Below are 15,093 nucleotides of genomic sequence, written 5' to 3'. Positions count from 1 at the left end.
GTTCGGATTATGGATCGCGCTTCGGAATCAACCGGCGGCGGGCGGCAACGTTCGCTCGGGTCGCAAGGGCTAAGTGGCCCGACCGCACGGATACGGGTATGACGCGACCGACACGCACGGGAGCCGGTTCCGACAGCGTGTCGCCCAGCGCTCTTTTCAAAAAACGCGCGTGACGGGGGCTTCCGGCGGGGGTAGCGACCCCGTCCGTGGCCCGCTCCGGGATCGCGCGCTAACCATCTCATCGACCCACGAAACCACCGAAATGACAGCATACGACACCTACAGCGGCGTCTTCCCGGCGATGGTGACGCCCTTCGACGACGACGGCAGCATCGACTTCGACTCACTGGCGGCCGACGCCCAGCGCCTCGAACGCGCGGGCGTCGACGGGCTCGTCCCGGTGGGCTCCACCGGCGAGAGCGCGACGTTGACCCACGACGAGCACGTCCAAGTCGTCGAAACCGTAAGCGGCGCGGTCGAGGACGTCCCCGTGATTGCCGGCAGCGGATCGAACAACACCCAGGAGGCGCTCGAACTCTCCGAGCGCTCGGCGCAAGCGGGCGCGGATGGCCTGCTACTGATCTCGCCGTACTACAATCGCCCCGAGCCTGAGGGAATGGAACGCCACTACCGGACGATCGCGGACGCAGTCGACTTGCCCCAGATCATCTACAACGTCCCCGGACGCACGGGCCGGGACATCGCAGTCGAAACTGCCGTCTCGCTCGCGGAGCACGAGAATATCGTCGGCTACAAGGCCGCAAGCGGCGACCTCGGGCGGATCAGCGAGGTCGTCGAGAAGACACGCGAGGCCGATTTCTCGGTCCTCTCCGGTGACGACGCCATGACGCTTCCCACACTGTCGGTGGGTGGGACCGGTACGATCAGCGTCGTCGCGAACGTCGAGCCCGAACGCACCTGTGCGATGGTCGGGGCGGCACTCGCAGGGGATTACGAGCGCGCCCGGTCGCTGCATCACGAACTCGGCCCGCTGATGCGGGGGCTGTTCGCGGAGTCGAACCCGATTCCAGTGAAGGAGGCGATGGCGATCCGCGGCCATTGTGAACCGCACCTTCGGTCGCCGCTCTCGCGGGCCTCCGCGGGCGTGCGAGAGGACCTCGAACGACTCCTCTCGGATCTCGAACCGACGCCCGAACTCGAACTCAAAGCATGAGGGTGGTCGTCACCGGCGCGACGGGCCGGATGGGCCGCGAGGTCATCGACGCCGCCCGCGAGGCGGGCCACGACGTCGTCGCCGTGAGCCACAGCGCCTCGGGCGAGATCGGCGGGGTCGAGATCGAACCCGCACGCGAGTTCCCAACGCTGCTCGAAGAACACGAACCCGATGCGGCGATCGACTTTACGCTCCCCGACCCGAGCGTTTCGTACGTTTGGGACTGTGCCGAGGCGGGCGTCCCGGCGGTCGTCGGCACCACCGGCTTCTCCGAGGCCCAGCACGGGGAGCTGCGCGAGGCGAGCGAGGCAGTTCCCGTGTTGCAGGCGGCGAACTTCGCCCGCGGGGTTCAAGGGCTCTTGAGCGCCGTCCGCGAGGCCGTCGCCGCCCTGCCGGAGTACGACGTCGAGCTCACCGAGACCCACCACAACGGCAAGCGCGACGCCCCCAGCGGGACCGCCAACAGAGTGCTCGACGCGATCGACGAGACCAGAGGCGACTCCCTGCGGGTCCACGGCCGCGAGGGCGAGGCGCCCCGCGAGGCCGGCGAGATCGGCGTTCATGCTCGCCGGGCGGGCGACATCAGCGGGGAGCATGAGGTACTGCTCGCGGGCAACCACGAGGAGCTTCGGCTTACGCATCGCGCGGGGAGTCGCGGCGTGTTCGCTGCTGGGGCACTCGACGCCGCCGAGTGGCTCGCGGGGCGCTCGCCGGGATGGTACGACTTTTCCGATACCCTGCCCGATAGCGAGTCATGAGCCTCGAAACCGAAGTCACGGCCCTGTGGGAGCAGTACCGGCGGGACGATATCGGTGCCGACACCGCGACGACCGACCACCTCGACACGCTCGACGCCTTCCTCGCGGCGCTCGAAGCCGGCGAGGTCCGAGCCGCCGAGAAACGTTCCGGGGAGTGGGAGGCAAACGAGTGGGTCAAGCGCGGCATCCTGCTCAACTTCGGGCTCCGGGAGACCTATCCGAGGACCTACGGCGACGTGACCTACCACGACGTCCTGCCGCTTCGCGACACGGCCGATCTCGGCGAGCGGGGAACTCGAAACACGCCCGACGGAACGGCGATCCGCCGCGGGGCCTACGTCGGCTCGGACTGCATCATGATGAGCCCGAGTTTCGTCAACGCCGGCGCCTTCGTGGGAAGTGGCACCCTCATCGACTCCTGTGACACCGTCGGTTCGTGTGCCCAGATCGGCGAGAACGTCAAGCTCGGCGCGAACACCCTCATCGGCGGGGTTCTGGAGCCCGTCGAGGACGCACCCGTGATCGTCGAGGACGGCGTTTCCCTTGGAGCCGGCTGTCGGGTCACCTCGGGGTTCGTCGTCGGCGAGGACTCGATCGTCGGCGAGAACACTCTGCTGACGCCCCGCATTCCCGTCTACGACCTCGTCGAGGAGGAGGTGCTCTACGGCGAGCTTCCCCCGGAACGGCGCGCTTTCACCCGCTACGTCGAGTCCTCGCTGGGCGATCACGACCTCTTCGAGGGCGGGGCGTACAAGCCCGCAGTCGTCGCACTCGACGTCGAGGACGGGACCCTCGACGCGACGCGCCGCGAGGAGGCGCTTCGGGAATGAACCCGCCGGTACGGCGGCTCGCCGACTGGGACGCCGCCCGACTGGCGGGGCTGGCGGATACCCATGGAACGCCGCTGTACGTCCAGGACCTCGATCGGGTCCGCGAGAACTACGCCCGCATGGCCGCCGCCTTCCCCGAGGGACGGGTCATGTACGCGGCGAAGGCCAACACGGCAAAAACCGTGTTGGGGACGCTTTCGGACGCCGGTGCCGGCATCGAGTGTGCCTCCGCGGGCGAGGTCGAACGCGCGCTCGCGGCCGGCTGTCTCCCCGAGCGCGTACAGTACACCGCGGTCAACCCGCCCGAGGCGGACCTCGATTACGCCGTCTCGATCGCCGACGACCACCCGGAACTGACGATCACGGCGGGAGCCGAGGACACGATCGATCGGCTCGCCGAGCGCGGGTTCTCGGGACGGCTCTGCCTCCGAGTGAACCCCGGCGTCGGCGCGGGCCACCACGAGAAGGTCTCGACCGGGGCGAACGCGAAGTTCGGCGTGCCCATCGAGCGCGCGCCCGACCTGCTGGACAAGGCCGATGAGCGATTCGACGTCGTCGGGATCCACGCCCACGCGGGCAGCGGGATCAGCGGCGAGGACCTGGCGGCCCACCGCGAACTCGTCTCGCGGATGGGCGAGCTAGCTCGAAGAACCGACCTCGACCTGGAGTTCGTCGACGTCGGCGGCGGGTTCGGGGTGCCCTACCGCGAGGGGGAGGAGCCCCTCGATCTACAGGCGGTCGCCCGTGCGACCCGGGAGGCGCTCGGGGAGGTCGAGGCCACCCTCGCCGTCGAGCCCGGGCGCTACCTCGTCGCCGACGCGGGCGTCCTACTTACCCGAGTCAACACCGTCAAACCCGCGGGCGAGGAGCTGGTCGTCGGCGTCGACGCGGGGATGACGACGCTGGCACGCCCCGCCATCTACGGCGCCCATCACGGGATCCGGTCGCTCGCCGAGGGCGAGCGCGAAACCGTCGAGGCGACCGTGACCGGCCCGATCTGCGAGAGTGGCGACGTCTTCGGCGAGTACGACCTGCCCGCCCCCGAGCGCGGCGACCTGCTGGCGGTCGGGAACGCGGGGGCCTACGGCTACGAGATGGCGAGCCAGTACAACAGCCGCCCGCGGCCCGCGACCGTTGTGGTAGACGGCGAGAACAGTGGGGTCGACCGCCGCCGCGAGACCCTCGCGGACGTGACGCGCCTCGAACGGGAGGTCACATGGTCGTAGCCTTCGAGAAGTACCACGGGACGGGCAACGACTTCTTGATCTGTGGGGCCGACGAGGCCGTCGACTGGGGCGCGTTCGCGATCGAGCACTGTGACCGGGAGACTGGGATCGAGGTCGACGGCCGCCGCGGTGCCGACGGCGTGCTCGTCCTCTCGCTTTCGGGTGAGCGGGTGCGCATGCGGCTGTACCAGCCCGACGGCGGGACGGCGGCGATGTGTGGCAACGGCGCGCGGTGTGCGGCACAGTGGGCTGCGAGGCGACTTCGGCGCCTCGATACGCGCGAGCGACCGGAGGCCGCGAGCGGAGCGGGCGGGATCGGAGCCGACGAGTTCGCCATTGACACACCTGCGGGCGAGCGCCGGGCCCGCGTTGGCGAGGACACGATCGAGATCGAGATGGGCGTTCCCTCCTTCGAGCCTGCCGATGTCCCGCTAGCACGCGAGGAGCCCCTGATCCGCGAGGACGTGGAAGGCTGGGAGGTGACGGCGCTGAACACGGGCGTTCCCCATGCCGTCGTCTTCGTCGACGACGTTTCGACGACTGACCTCGGGGCGATGGCCCCGCCGATCCGTCACGCCGAGGTCTTTCCCGAGGGCGCGAACGTGAACCTCGCAAGCCCGAGCGAACGCGGGTTCGACCAGCGCACGTTCGAGCGGGGTGTCGAGGGCGAGACCCGCTCGTGTGGCACCGGTGCGGTCGCCATCGCGGCGGTAGCAAAACGGATCGGACTCGTCGAGGGCGACCGCGTGTCGGTCTCGCCGCCCGGTGGCGACCTCGACGTACGGGTTCCCGACGACGGACCCGCGGTCCTCTCCGGGCCCGTCGAGTTCGAGGGTCGAGGCGAGGTGTCCCCGTGAGCTTCGACCCGATCGCCTTCCTCGAGAGAGCCGTGCAGATCCCCTCGGACGAGAACGTCTCCGCGATGCGTGAGTTCCTGTGTACCACCCTCCGGGACCACGGTGTCGAGCCCGAGATCGACGAGGCGGGCAACGTGATCGCCTCCCGGGGCGACGGGGCTCTACACACCCTGTTGAACACGCATATCGACACCGTCTCGCCACACGTCCCCTTCGAGCGCGACGGCGAGACCATCCGCGGACGCGGCTCCTGTGACGCGAAAGGCCCGCTTTCGGCCATGCTCGCGGCCTTTCTCGAAAGCGACCCCGACGGGACGCTCACCCTCGCGATCACGCCCGACGAGGAGACGCTCTCGATGGGCGCACACCACCTCTCGCTCGAGTTCGACCGGTGTATCGTCGGCGAGCCCACCGATCTCGACGTCTGTACCGCCGCGAAAGGCCGGTTCCAGGGCACTCTCACCGTCCGTGGCGAAAGCGCCCACGCCGCCGAACCTGAGACGGGAACGAACGCGATTTCGGAGGCGGGCCGCGCCCTCGTCGCGCTCGAATCGTTCGACGCGGATGCCAACCCTCATCCCGAGCTCGGCGGGCCGACACTCACCCCCACCGTCATCGAGGGCGGGACCGCGACCAACCAGGTGCCAGCCGCCTGCCGGATCACGCTGGATCGCCGCAGCGTCCCGCCCGAGACGACCGAAGCGTTCGCCGCGGCGCTCGCCGCTCACCTCGACTCGCACGTGCCTGGGCTCGACGCCGAGTTCCGGTTCACGGATCGCGAGACGCCCTTCCTCGAGGCGTTCGAAACCGACCCGGATTCGCCGATTGTCGAGGCGCTGCGGGCGGCGGGTGCGGGCGAGGTTCGTCCCTTTACCGCCGCGACGGAGGCGTCGTACTTCGCAAGCGAGGCCCCGACCGTCGTTTTCGGCCCCGGCGTGCTCGCCGACGAAACGGGCGCGGTCGCCCACGGCGAGCGCGAGTACGTCCGGGTCGAGCGGGTGCGCCGGGCGGCCACCATTCTGACCGAGGCGCTCTCGGGCTGACCTACACGGGTCGGCGCTCGCGGGCAACCCCGATCAACAGGGTCCCGACCGCGAGCAGAACGACCGCCAGCGACGCCCCCGGCAGGTTCGGGACGAGCGCGATTCCGGGCAACAGCCCGATCAACAGGAGTACCGCGAGGGCGACCAGTACGATCCCCGCCCGTTGCATGGTTCGAGTTTCCATACCACATCCATAGCCGCTGACAGCTATATACTCTCTCCCGCTCCGCACTACGAGAGCGCTGGGACGTCCTGTGGGGGGTCCCCGAACTCCTCGGGATGGATGCAGGCCGCGAGGCGCTCGGTCGCCTCGACCAGCCGTGGACTCCAGCGGTTGAGGTAGCTCGCGCCGTCCATCGCGTAGGCGCGCTTTGACCGAACCGCCGACAGCCCCGACCATCCCTCGCGCTCGGTCAGCTCCCCGCTTCGGGCGAGGGTGGCCTCGCTGTCGAATCCACAGGGTGCGGCGACGAGCACCTCGGGGTCGTACTCGATTACCGAGGGCCACTCGACCTCGACGGTCCGGTCGCCGGGCTCGGCGAGCCCGTACTCGCCGCCGGCGATCCCGACCAGCTCGGGCACCCAGTTGCCGGCGGCGATGGGCGGGTCGAGCCACTCGAGGACCGCAACCCGCGGGCGATCCAGCCCCTCGGTCCGCGCCTCGATCCCCGCCAATCGATCGCGAAGCGCCGCGTTCAGCTCCTCCGCCCGTTTCTCGCGTCCGACGGCCTCGCCGACCCGCTCGATACACGAGAAGAGGTCCTCCAACTCGTTGGCGTGCAGACCGACCACGTCGGGATCGCCGTCCAAGTCACCGAGGACCTCGTCGACGAGGGTCGTATCGACCGCACAGACCCCACAGACCTCCTGGCTCAGGATCAGGTCGGGCTCGGCGTCGCGAAGCGTCCCGACGTTGAGGCGGTAGACGGTCCCCTCGGCGCTCACGGTCCGAACGCGGTCGTGGCGTTCGGCGCTCGACCCGCCGCGCACTCTGGAGAAATCGATCGACGGGAGCTCCTTCACTCGCGGCGGGTAGTCACAGGCGTGCGAGACGGCGACCGGGTCGATCCCGAGCGCACACAGGATCTCCGTTCCCGAGGGTGAGGTCGAAACGACGTTCATGCGTCGAGTGGGTTCTGCGGACTCCTAACCGTTGAGGTCGTCGACCAGCTCGTCGGCCAGCCCGGTGTAGCCGGCCGGGGACAGGGCGAGGAGCTCCTCGCGAGTCCGCTCGTCGACGTCGAGCTCCCGAAAGAGCTCTTTGAAGTCGTCGAGAGATGTGCGCCGCCCGCGCGTCAGTGCCTTCACCCGCTCGTAGGCGTCGGTGTGACCCTCCCGTCGGAGAATCGTTTGCACTGCTTCGCCGATCACCTCCGGGTTCTCCTCTAGCTCCTCGCGCATGACCGCCTCGTTGGGCGTCACTTTTCCTAGCCCCGTCTCGCATTTCCCGTAGCCGATCAGGCAGTGGGCGAGCGCCGCGCCGATGTTCCGTTTCACCGTCGAGTCCGAGAGGTCGCGCTGGAGCCGCGAGGTGGTGACGTAGTCGGCGAGGAACGTTAAATCAGAATTGGCCTTCGAGAGGTTTCCCTCGCTGTTCTCGAAGTCGATCGGGTTGACCTTGTGGGGCATCGTCGAGGAGCCCGTCTCGCCTTCGACCGTTCGTTGGCCGAGATACCCGTCCGAGACGTAGAGCCAGGCGTCCCGATCGAGGTCGAGCAGGACGTCGTTGGCGCCCCTGAGCGCGTCGAACAGTTCGGCCAGGTCGTCACACGGGTTGACCTGCGTGGCGAGGGATGTGTGTTCGAGGTCGAGTCCTTCGACGAACCCCTTCGAGAACGTCCGCCAGTCCACCTCGGGATAGGCCGCGACGTGGGCCGCGTAGGTACCCGAGGCCCCGGCGAGTTTGCCCGCCAGCCCCTCGCTGGCCCGCTCGATCCGTCCGAGCGCGCGCCCGAGACGGGCGGCGTAGACGGCCATCTCCTTGCCGAAGGTCGTCGGTGTCGCGGGCTGACCGTGGGTCCGTGCGAGCATCGGAACCGCCCGATTCTCGCGGGCGAGCTCGACAAGGGCGTCCCGGACCTCGCGGAGCGCGGGCATCAGCACGTCCCGTACGGCGGGCTTGAGGAGCAGCCGGTGGGCGAGGTTGTTCACGTCCTCACTCGTGAGCCCGAAGTGGATCCACTCCGTTCCGACTCCCTCGGGCAGCCGCTCGCGAACGAAGTACTCGACGGCTTTCACGTCGTGGTTGGTCGCGCTGTACTCGCCGTAGCCCTCCGTCTCGATGCGCTTTACCAGACGGGCGTCCTCGCGGTCGAACGCCTCGTAGCTCTCCCGTAGCCTCTTACGTCCCTCTCTATCGATCTCCACCGGCGTCGCGTCGAGATCCGCGAGCGCGATCAGGTATTCGATCTCGACGCGCACCCGGGCACGCATGAGCGCGGCCTCGCTGGCGTACGGGGCCAGTGGCGCCGTCCGGGTCGCGTACCGGCCGTCGAGGGGCGACACGGCATAGAGGGGATCTGAACGGTGGTCCTCGTCCATACGGCGGGCTACCGACGCCCGCCGCAAAACCGTATCGGTGTTATCCCACTACCGTGCATACAAAACGCCCTCGTCTCTCGTTTTCGCCCGGTTATATTGCGCGAACGTGCACACACCATTCGTTCGGACCGCAACGATTTTCCGAGTCGCGGTCGCCCCTCGACGTATGACACAGGTTGCGGGGCTGGCGAGCAATCGCGGGCGGAACCTCATGCACATCGCCGATAGCGCGCCGGGCGGGGCCGACCTCGCGGTCGTGCTTTCGAACCACGCCGACGCGCCGGTGCTGGAGACGGCGGCCGATCGGGGTATCCCGACCGAGGTCGTCGAGCGCGACGAGGGCGAGTCCAGAGAATCGCACGAACGCCGAATCCTCGATGCCCTCGATGGCTACGACCTCGATCTCGTCTGTCTCGACGGCTACATGCGCGTGCTGACCGGGGAGTTCCTGGATGGGGCGCCCCTGACACTGAACGTTCATCCGAGCCTGCTCCCGTCGTTTCCCGGGACCGACGCCCACGAGCAGGTCCTCGAAGCGGGCGCCCGGATCACGGGCTGTACGGTACACGTCGCCACCGAGGAGGTCGATGCGGGGCCGATCGTCACCCAGGAGGCGGTTCCGGTCTACGAGGACGACGACGCGGCGAGCCTGAAGGAGCGCGTCCTTCACGACGCGGAGTTCCGCGCGTATCCCCGTGCGGTGCGCTGGGTCGCCGAGGGGACCGTCGATGTCGACGACGACGGGGTTCGCGTCGAGGCCGATTCGGACGAGCGGTTCCCGGCCCGGCGGCTTACGGGCGAGGACCGGTCGACCGAACTTCGCTACGGGGAGAACCCCCACCAGGACGCCGCCCTGTACGCCGACGAGACGGAGGAGGCCGCGACCGTCGTCGGCGCCGAGCAACTGAACGAGGGCGCGAAAGCCCTCTCCTATAACAACTACAACGACGCCGACGCGGCCCTCGGTCTGATCAAGGAGTTCGAGAAACCGGCGGCCGCAGTAATCAAGCACACCAACCCCGCCGGATGTGCCATCGCCGACACCGTGAGCGAGGCCTACGAGAACGCGCTCTCGACGGACCCGATGAGCGCCTTTGGAGGGATCGTCGCGCTGAACCGCGCCTGCGACGAGCGTACTGCAAACGCGATCACCGACTCGTTCAAGGAAGTCGTCGTCGCGCCCGACTATACTGAAAGAGCGCTTTCGGTCCTCCGGGAGAAGGAGAACCTCCGCGTCCTCGACGTCGGCCCCTTCGGGGAGCGCGAGCCCCGACTGCGCGAGAAGCACCTCGCGGGCGGGCGACTCGTCCAGGAAGCCGACGACCAGCACCTCGCACGCGAGGATCTGGAGGTCGTCACCGAGCGCGAGCCCGATAGTGCTGAGTTCGAATCGCTGCTCTTTGCGTGGCACACCATCAAGCACGTCAAGTCGAACGCGATCCTCTTCGCGAAGGGCACCGAGACCGTGGGCGTCGGCATGGGGCAGGTCAGTCGGGTTGATGCCGTCCGATTGGCGGCGATGAAGGCGGCCGAACACGCCGAGGGCAAGGACTCGGAAGGAGCGGTGATGGCCTCCGACGCCTTTTTCCCGTTCCCGGACGGGATCGAGGAAGCCAGCGAGGCCGGCATCGAGTCGGTGATCCAGCCCGGCGGTTCCGTGAACGACGAGGACGTGATCGCGGCCGCCGACGAACACGACATGGCGATGGTGTTCACCGGGAGCCGGGCGTTCCGCCACGACTGAGGCCCGCCCTCTCCACCGGGACGAAACCGCGACTCACCCGAACGTCCAGCGGGTCGCGTCGGTCGGGTAGTCGTTCCAGGCGAGTATTTTCCGTGGTCGGACCGCCCAGAAGGGCGTCCCGTGGCGGATCCCGTATTTCGCCTCGTAAGCCGCGTCGAGGCGCTCGATCAACTCCGGGTCGGCGCTCTTTTCGTCGATTCTCTCGGCCGTTCCCTCGATGATGACGACCGCCTCGCCGCTCTCGCGGTGGACGGCGAGTTCGGGACTCGAAGCGAGGTTCCGCGCCCAGCGCGTGCGCTCGCCGCCGCCACAATGAACGGTTCCGTCGAGCCAGATCCCCCAGACTGGCCGCGCGTGTGGGCGGCCGTCGGGCAGCGTCGTCGACACCCAGTAGTTTCGGTCGCCCTCCATCGCCTCGGCGACGAACTGCCAGGGGAGCAGCCCCTCCCCGTCGCTGGGGATCCCGTAACTCGCTTCGGTCTCCGGTCTGGTCCGTCGCGTTCCCTCGCGTGTCATCGCGTTCCGTAGGCGTCCGAACCCGATAACGTCGTTTAGCGTCGGCGTGACACGTGAAGGTTTATTCGCCCGGCCTTCGACCTCGGATCATGATCAGGTCATTCGACGGCACGACACCGGAGATCGCCGATTCGGCGTACGTCGACGAGAGCGCGGTCGTCATCGGGGACGTGGTACTCGACGCCGAAACGAGCGTCTGGCCCGGCGCGGTTCTTCGCGGGGACCACGGGCGGATCACCCTCCGGGAGGGCGCGAACGTCCAGGACAACGCCACCCTCCACGAGGGAACGGACCTCGGCCCCCGGACGACGGTGGGTCACAACGCGATCGTCCACGCGGCCCGCACCGAGCGGGCGAGCCTCGTCGGGATGGGCGCGATCGTCCTCGACGACGCGACCGTCGGCGAGGGGGCGATCGTCGCGGCCAACAGCACCGTCACCGAGGGGACCGTCGTCCCCGCGCGGACGCTGGTCGCCGGCGCGCCCGCCGACGTGGTGAAGGAACTCGACGAGGACGACCGGACGGCCCTCGCCGCCGACCACTACGTCGAGAACGCGCGGGCGTATGCCGAGCGCTCGGAAGTCGTCGAGCGCGAGACGGTTCGACCCGGTGAAACGTTCGAATAGCGCTCTCCGACAGTCCTAAGCACGCCCCGTTTCACCCTTCCGTATGGAGTTTCACGACGCCGCGAACTTCCTCTTCGATCTGCGGCGCTTCCGGCCGAAACCCGGCACGGAGTCGACGGCCGATCTCCTGGCCGCTCTCGACGATCCACAGGAGGGCGTCGAGTACGTGCAGATCGCCGGCTCCAACGGGAAGGGCAGCACGGCGAAGATGACCGAGTCGATCCTTCGGGAGGCGGGCCTAACGGTCGGGCTCTACACCTCGCCGCACTTCGACGACGTCCGTGAGCGCGTGCAGGTCGACGGCCGGCCGATGACGAAGGGAGCGCTCGCGACGTTCGTCGAGCGGGTCCAGCCCCACGTCGTCGAGCGCGCGGCCGCTGGCGAGGCGCCGACCTTCTTCGAGGTGATGACCGCAATGGCGCTGTGGGAGTTCGGCCGCCGGGACGTGGACGTCGCCGTCCTGGAGGTCGGCATCGGCGGGCGCTACGACGCGACCAGCGTGATCGACCCCGTCGCGAGCGCCGTCACCAGCGTCACCCTCGAACATACCGGCATCCTCGGCGACACCGTCGCGGAGATCGCCCGCGATAAGGCCCACGTCGCGCCCGCCGAGGGCCCGCTGGTGACCGCCGCCGAGGGCGAGGCGCTGTCGGCCGTTCGCGAGCAGGCCGGCGAGGTCCTCACCGTCGGCTCCAAGGGCGACGTGCGCGTGGCGTACGGCGGACGGACGAACCACGTCGAGAGCCGGGTCACGCTTGCGGGGCCCGGCTGGGACGTCGAGGCCCGGATCCCGCTTTTGGGTGCGTATCAGGCGCGAAACGCGGGGATCGCGGCGGCGCTCGCGAGGCGAGTGACGAGCGTCTCGGGGACGGAACTGGAACGCGGGCTCAGAAACGCCCACTGGCCCGGGCGCTTCGAGGTGATGGGCGAGGAACCCCTCACGGTGCTTGACGGGGCGCACAACCCCGGGGCCTGCGAGGCGCTCGCAGAAACCCTCGCGGAGTTCGAGTACGACGACCTCTTCCTTGTGGTCGGCGCGATGCACGAGAAGGATCACAGGGGAATGGCCGCGGCGCTGCCCGCGCCGGATCACGTCGTCTGCACCCAGCCGGACCTCGACCGGGCGGAGGACCGCGAGGTGCTCGCGCGCGTCTTCGCCGAGCGCGGCGTCGAGGACGTGAAAACCCGCGGGGCGGTCTCGGGGGCGCTCTCGCGCGCGCTTTCGGAGGCCGGGCCCGAGGACTGCGTGCTCGTCGCGGGGTCGCTGTTCGCGGTCGCGGAGGCCCGCGAGCGCTGGACGCGCGCGGAGATCGAAAAACGGGTGCGGGACCTGGGCGAGGCCCGTTCGGTACTGGAGGGGTCGCACGTCACCTCGGCGGGCGTCTGGCGGATGCGCGGGAAGGCGGTCCACCGCGTGCTCAAGACCCGCGTCCAGCGCCGCCAGGCCCAGTACTTGAAGGAGGAGATGCTCTCGCTGGGCGGGGAGTGCGCCCAGTCGGGGCTCAACGACCAGGACGAGGAGACCATCGACGTCGTGTTGATGGGCACGCTCGCACAGTTCAAACGCCTCTGTGAGAAGTTGGAGGGCCAGCCCTACGGCCTGCCCGTGGTCGCCCGGAACGTCCGCGAAGCGCTCGGAATCGGCGTCGAGCCCACCTCCTATGGGTATCCGTGGGAGGACCGCACCGCGGTAATGGGGATCCTCAACGTCACGCCCGACAGCTTCCACGACGGCGGCGAGTACGAGCGCGTCGAGGACGCGGTCGAGCAGGCGGAACGGATGGTCGAGAACGACGTGGACGTCATCGACGTCGGCGGCGAGAGCACACGGCCGGGGGCGGACGTCGTCCCCGTCGAGGAGGAGATCGAGCGTATCGTCCCGGTGATCGAGCGAATCAGCGACCTCGACGCGCTGATCTCGGTCGACACCCGCAAGGCCGCGGTCGCGCGCGCGGCCATGGAGGCCGGCGCCGACATCCTCAACGACGTTTCGGGCCTCGAGGACCCCGAGATGCGCTTCGTCGCCGCCGAGTACGACGCTCCACTGATCGTGATGCACAGCCTCGACGCGCCGGTCGACCCCGATCGGGAGGTCGCATACGACGACGTGGTCGAGGACGTGATCAACGACCTCGCAGAGCGGGTACTGCTCGCCGAAAAGGCCGGGCTGGATCGCGAGCAGATCATCGTCGATCCCGGGTTGGGTTTCGCAAAGAGCGCCCGCGAGGGCTTCGAGATCCTCGGGCGGGTAGAGGAGTTCCACGCCCTCGGTTGTCCGGTGTTGATCGGCCACTCGCATAAATCGATGTTCGACCGGGTCGACAGAGGTCCGGAAAACCGGACGGCGGCAACAGTTGCCGGAACGGCCATCGCTGCCGAGCGAGGTGCTGACATCGTCCGGGTCCACGACGTCCCCGAGAACGTCGCCGCGGTTCGGACCGTCGAGGCCGCAAACGGGGAGCGATAGCGGGCAATATTGCGTCTTTCGTGGTGAAGCGACGTATCCGGCCGCTGACCAAAGTATGGATAGGGTGGGACTCGTAGGCCCACGCGTATGTCCGATTACGATAACGACGTGCTCGTGAGTGCGGATTGGGTCGAGGACCACTTAGAGGAGTTCCAAAGCGAGGATTCGGGCTATCGACTGCTCGAAGTGAACAACCCCACCGTCACGGCGGACTCGGAGTACACCGCCTACGAGGAGGGCCACGCGCCGGGGGCGATCTTCTTCGACTGGGAGGAGGACTTCACCGACCAGCAGACCCGCGACATCCTCTCGAAGGACGCCTTCGAGCAGACGATGGGCGAGGCGGGTATCACCGAAGAGGACACGATCGTCTTCTACGGCGGCGGTCGGGTCCCCAACTGGTTCGCGCTCTTCGCCTACTGGCAGGCCAAGTACTACGGCCACGAGGACGCGAAGGTACTTGACGGCGGGAAGGGCTACTGGGTCGACAACGACTACCCGCTGACCGACGAGGTACCCGAGTTCGATGCCCAGGAGTACAACGCCCGCGGCCCCTTCGAGTCGCTCCGCGCGTACCGCGACGACGTCGATACGGCCATCGAGCAGGGCCTGCCGATGGTCGACGTGCGCTCGCCCGAGGAGTTCTCCGGCGAGGTCATCGCGCCCGAGGGGCTCAACGAGACCGCCCAGCGTGCGGGCCACATCCCCGGCGCGTCGAACGTCCCCATCGCGACCATCCTGAACGACGACGGCACGTTCAAGAGTGCCGACGAACTGCGCGAGATCTACGCCGAGGCCGGCGTCGACGGCGAGGAGTCGACCATCGCCTACTGCCGCGTCGGCGAGCGCTCCTCGATCGAGTGGTTCGCGCTGCGCGAGCTGCTTGGCTTCGAGGACGTCCGCAACTACGACGGCTCGTGGACCGAGTGGGGCAGCATGATCCGCACCCCGATCGAGACCGGCGACGGCCAGTAAACGCACACCACTCCGCCCGTTTTTTCGCGCTCGTAACCCGCTACTGGCTCGTGTGGCCGCTTCCGAACTCGCCGCCGGGGCCAATCACCGCCACCTCCGCGAGTCGGACGCCGTCGCCGCTACACGAGAAGGTCACTTTTCCGAGTGATCCTTCGACCTGCTCGCCCTTTTCGGGCGTCGTTTCGTCAAATACGCGTGGGTACCGGCCAGCGGCACGCCAGTGAGAAGCACACAGCACCGCCAGAACCAGCGCGATCCGAACCCACCGGGGCCACGCTCGACTCACGCCGAGCTCCGGGCCGCCGTCCTCGGTTCATGACCGCTCGATTGGGCTCC

Annotated in this window: 15 protein-coding genes; 10 read left to right on the top strand and 5 right to left on the bottom strand. The window is 68.5% G+C overall.

Annotated features, from left to right (window positions below):
- The first annotated feature begins 262 nt into the window (after positions 1-262).
- Genes dapA through HACJB3_RS13330 form a run of 6 tightly spaced genes read left to right on the top strand, consistent with a single transcriptional unit; the run spans position 263 to position 5,888 of the window.
- Positions 263-1,174 carry a 4-hydroxy-tetrahydrodipicolinate synthase gene (gene dapA / locus HACJB3_RS13355; protein WP_008416148.1) on the top strand — a complete coding sequence of 304 codons (912 nt, stop codon included), beginning with the start codon at positions 263-265 and terminating at the stop codon, positions 1,172-1,174.
- Positions 1,171-1,932, top strand: a complete 762-nt coding sequence (dapB, locus tag HACJB3_RS13350; RefSeq protein ID WP_008416146.1) for a 4-hydroxy-tetrahydrodipicolinate reductase — start codon at positions 1,171-1,173, stop codon at positions 1,930-1,932. The genes dapA and dapB overlap by 4 nt, the downstream gene beginning before the upstream one ends.
- Positions 1,929-2,762: a 2,3,4,5-tetrahydropyridine-2,6-dicarboxylate N-succinyltransferase gene (locus tag HACJB3_RS13345; RefSeq protein WP_008416145.1), complete on the top strand. Its 834-nt coding sequence runs from the start codon at positions 1,929-1,931 to the stop codon at positions 2,760-2,762. Before dapB ends, HACJB3_RS13345 begins: the two co-directional genes overlap by 4 nt.
- Positions 2,759-3,988 carry a diaminopimelate decarboxylase gene (gene lysA / locus HACJB3_RS13340; RefSeq protein ID WP_008416143.1) on the top strand — a complete coding sequence of 410 codons (1,230 nt, stop codon included), beginning with the start codon at positions 2,759-2,761 and terminating at the stop codon, positions 3,986-3,988. The genes HACJB3_RS13345 and lysA overlap by 4 nt, the downstream gene beginning before the upstream one ends.
- A complete protein-coding gene (gene dapF, locus HACJB3_RS13335) occupies positions 3,979-4,845 on the top strand; it encodes a diaminopimelate epimerase (protein ID WP_008416141.1) in 867 nt (288 codons plus the stop codon). The genes lysA and dapF overlap by 10 nt, the downstream gene beginning before the upstream one ends.
- Positions 4,842-5,888: a M20 family metallopeptidase gene (locus HACJB3_RS13330; protein WP_008416139.1), complete on the top strand. Its 1,047-nt coding sequence runs from the start codon at positions 4,842-4,844 to the stop codon at positions 5,886-5,888. The genes dapF and HACJB3_RS13330 overlap by 4 nt, the downstream gene beginning before the upstream one ends.
- A gap of 1 nt (position 5,889) precedes the next feature.
- Here the strand turns inward: HACJB3_RS13330 and HACJB3_RS19650 are convergent, their stop codons facing one another.
- Genes HACJB3_RS19650 through purB form a run of 3 tightly spaced genes read right to left on the bottom strand, consistent with a single transcriptional unit; the run spans position 5,890 to position 8,429 of the window.
- Positions 5,890-6,072: a hypothetical protein gene (locus HACJB3_RS19650; RefSeq protein ID WP_049946396.1), complete on the bottom strand. Its 183-nt coding sequence runs from the start codon at positions 6,070-6,072 to the stop codon at positions 5,890-5,892.
- A 47-nt stretch (positions 6,073-6,119) separates the two neighbouring features.
- Positions 6,120-7,010 (bottom strand): ABC transporter substrate-binding protein, encoded by an 891-nt coding sequence (locus HACJB3_RS13325; RefSeq protein WP_008416136.1) that lies wholly within the window; start codon positions 7,008-7,010, stop codon positions 6,120-6,122.
- A 24-nt stretch (positions 7,011-7,034) separates the two neighbouring features.
- A complete protein-coding gene (purB, locus tag HACJB3_RS13320) occupies positions 7,035-8,429 on the bottom strand; it encodes an adenylosuccinate lyase (RefSeq protein ID WP_008416134.1) in 1,395 nt (464 codons plus the stop codon).
- A gap of 166 nt (positions 8,430-8,595) precedes the next feature.
- On the opposite strand from purB, the gene purH reads away from it, so the two are divergent.
- Entirely contained in the window at positions 8,596-10,173 is a 1,578-nt protein-coding gene (gene purH, locus HACJB3_RS13315; protein WP_008416133.1) for a bifunctional phosphoribosylaminoimidazolecarboxamide formyltransferase/IMP cyclohydrolase, read from the top strand.
- 33 nt (positions 10,174-10,206) lie between these two features.
- Here the strand turns inward: purH and HACJB3_RS13310 are convergent, their stop codons facing one another.
- Complete coding sequence (locus HACJB3_RS13310; RefSeq protein ID WP_008416131.1) at positions 10,207-10,689, bottom strand: pyridoxamine 5'-phosphate oxidase family protein; 483 nt, start codon at positions 10,687-10,689, stop codon at positions 10,207-10,209.
- 89 nt (positions 10,690-10,778) lie between these two features.
- Between HACJB3_RS13310 and HACJB3_RS13305 the strand changes: the two genes are divergently transcribed.
- The 3 genes from HACJB3_RS13305 to HACJB3_RS13295 all read left to right on the top strand — a co-directional run bounded on the left by HACJB3_RS13305 (position 10,779) and on the right by HACJB3_RS13295 (position 14,757).
- Positions 10,779-11,315, top strand: coding sequence for a gamma carbonic anhydrase family protein (locus HACJB3_RS13305; RefSeq protein ID WP_008416130.1), 537 nt, complete (start codon positions 10,779-10,781; stop codon positions 11,313-11,315).
- A 43-nt stretch (positions 11,316-11,358) separates the two neighbouring features.
- Positions 11,359-13,782: a dihydropteroate synthase gene (folP, locus tag HACJB3_RS13300; protein WP_008416129.1), complete on the top strand. Its 2,424-nt coding sequence runs from the start codon at positions 11,359-11,361 to the stop codon at positions 13,780-13,782.
- Between the two features lie 87 nt (positions 13,783-13,869).
- Positions 13,870-14,757: a sulfurtransferase gene (locus HACJB3_RS13295; RefSeq protein WP_008416128.1), complete on the top strand. Its 888-nt coding sequence runs from the start codon at positions 13,870-13,872 to the stop codon at positions 14,755-14,757.
- Positions 14,758-14,797: 40 nt separating this feature from the next.
- Here HACJB3_RS13295 and HACJB3_RS13290 read toward each other — a convergent pair whose 3' ends face one another.
- Positions 14,798-15,043 carry a hypothetical protein gene (locus HACJB3_RS13290; RefSeq protein ID WP_008416127.1) on the bottom strand — a complete coding sequence of 82 codons (246 nt, stop codon included), beginning with the start codon at positions 15,041-15,043 and terminating at the stop codon, positions 14,798-14,800.
- Between the last annotated feature and the right edge of the window lie 50 nt (positions 15,044-15,093).

Origin of the sequence: Halalkalicoccus jeotgali B3 (assembly GCF_000196895.1) — an archaeon.
Lineage (GTDB): Archaea > Halobacteriota > Halobacteria > Halobacteriales > Halalkalicoccaceae > Halalkalicoccus > Halalkalicoccus jeotgali.
This window is presented reverse-complemented; position numbering and strand designations above follow the sequence as displayed.

What these genes read in the sequence shown, in the direction of transcription:
- dapA (WP_008416148.1), top strand. Translation starts at nt 263, where the DNA reads ATGACAGCATACGACACCTACAGCGGCGTCTTCCCGGCGATGGTGACG.
- dapB (WP_008416146.1), top strand. Translation starts at nt 1,171, where the DNA reads ATGAGGGTGGTCGTCACCGGCGCGACGGGCCGGATGGGCCGCGAGGTC.
- HACJB3_RS13345 (WP_008416145.1), top strand. Translation starts at nt 1,929, where the DNA reads ATGAGCCTCGAAACCGAAGTCACGGCCCTGTGGGAGCAGTACCGGCGG.
- lysA (WP_008416143.1), top strand. Translation starts at nt 2,759, where the DNA reads ATGAACCCGCCGGTACGGCGGCTCGCCGACTGGGACGCCGCCCGACTG.
- dapF (WP_008416141.1), top strand. Translation starts at nt 3,979, where the DNA reads ATGGTCGTAGCCTTCGAGAAGTACCACGGGACGGGCAACGACTTCTTG.
- HACJB3_RS19650 (WP_049946396.1), bottom strand. Translation starts at nt 6,072, where the DNA reads ATGGAAACTCGAACCATGCAACGGGCGGGGATCGTACTGGTCGCCCTC.
- HACJB3_RS13325 (WP_008416136.1), bottom strand. Translation starts at nt 7,010, where the DNA reads ATGAACGTCGTTTCGACCTCACCCTCGGGAACGGAGATCCTGTGTGCG.
- purB (WP_008416134.1), bottom strand. Translation starts at nt 8,429, where the DNA reads ATGGACGAGGACCACCGTTCAGATCCCCTCTATGCCGTGTCGCCCCTC.
- purH (WP_008416133.1), top strand. Translation starts at nt 8,596, where the DNA reads ATGACACAGGTTGCGGGGCTGGCGAGCAATCGCGGGCGGAACCTCATG.
- HACJB3_RS13310 (WP_008416131.1), bottom strand. Translation starts at nt 10,689, where the DNA reads ATGACACGCGAGGGAACGCGACGGACCAGACCGGAGACCGAAGCGAGT.
- HACJB3_RS13305 (WP_008416130.1), top strand. Translation starts at nt 10,779, where the DNA reads ATGATCAGGTCATTCGACGGCACGACACCGGAGATCGCCGATTCGGCG.
- folP (WP_008416129.1), top strand. Translation starts at nt 11,359, where the DNA reads ATGGAGTTTCACGACGCCGCGAACTTCCTCTTCGATCTGCGGCGCTTC.
- HACJB3_RS13295 (WP_008416128.1), top strand. Translation starts at nt 13,870, where the DNA reads ATGTCCGATTACGATAACGACGTGCTCGTGAGTGCGGATTGGGTCGAG.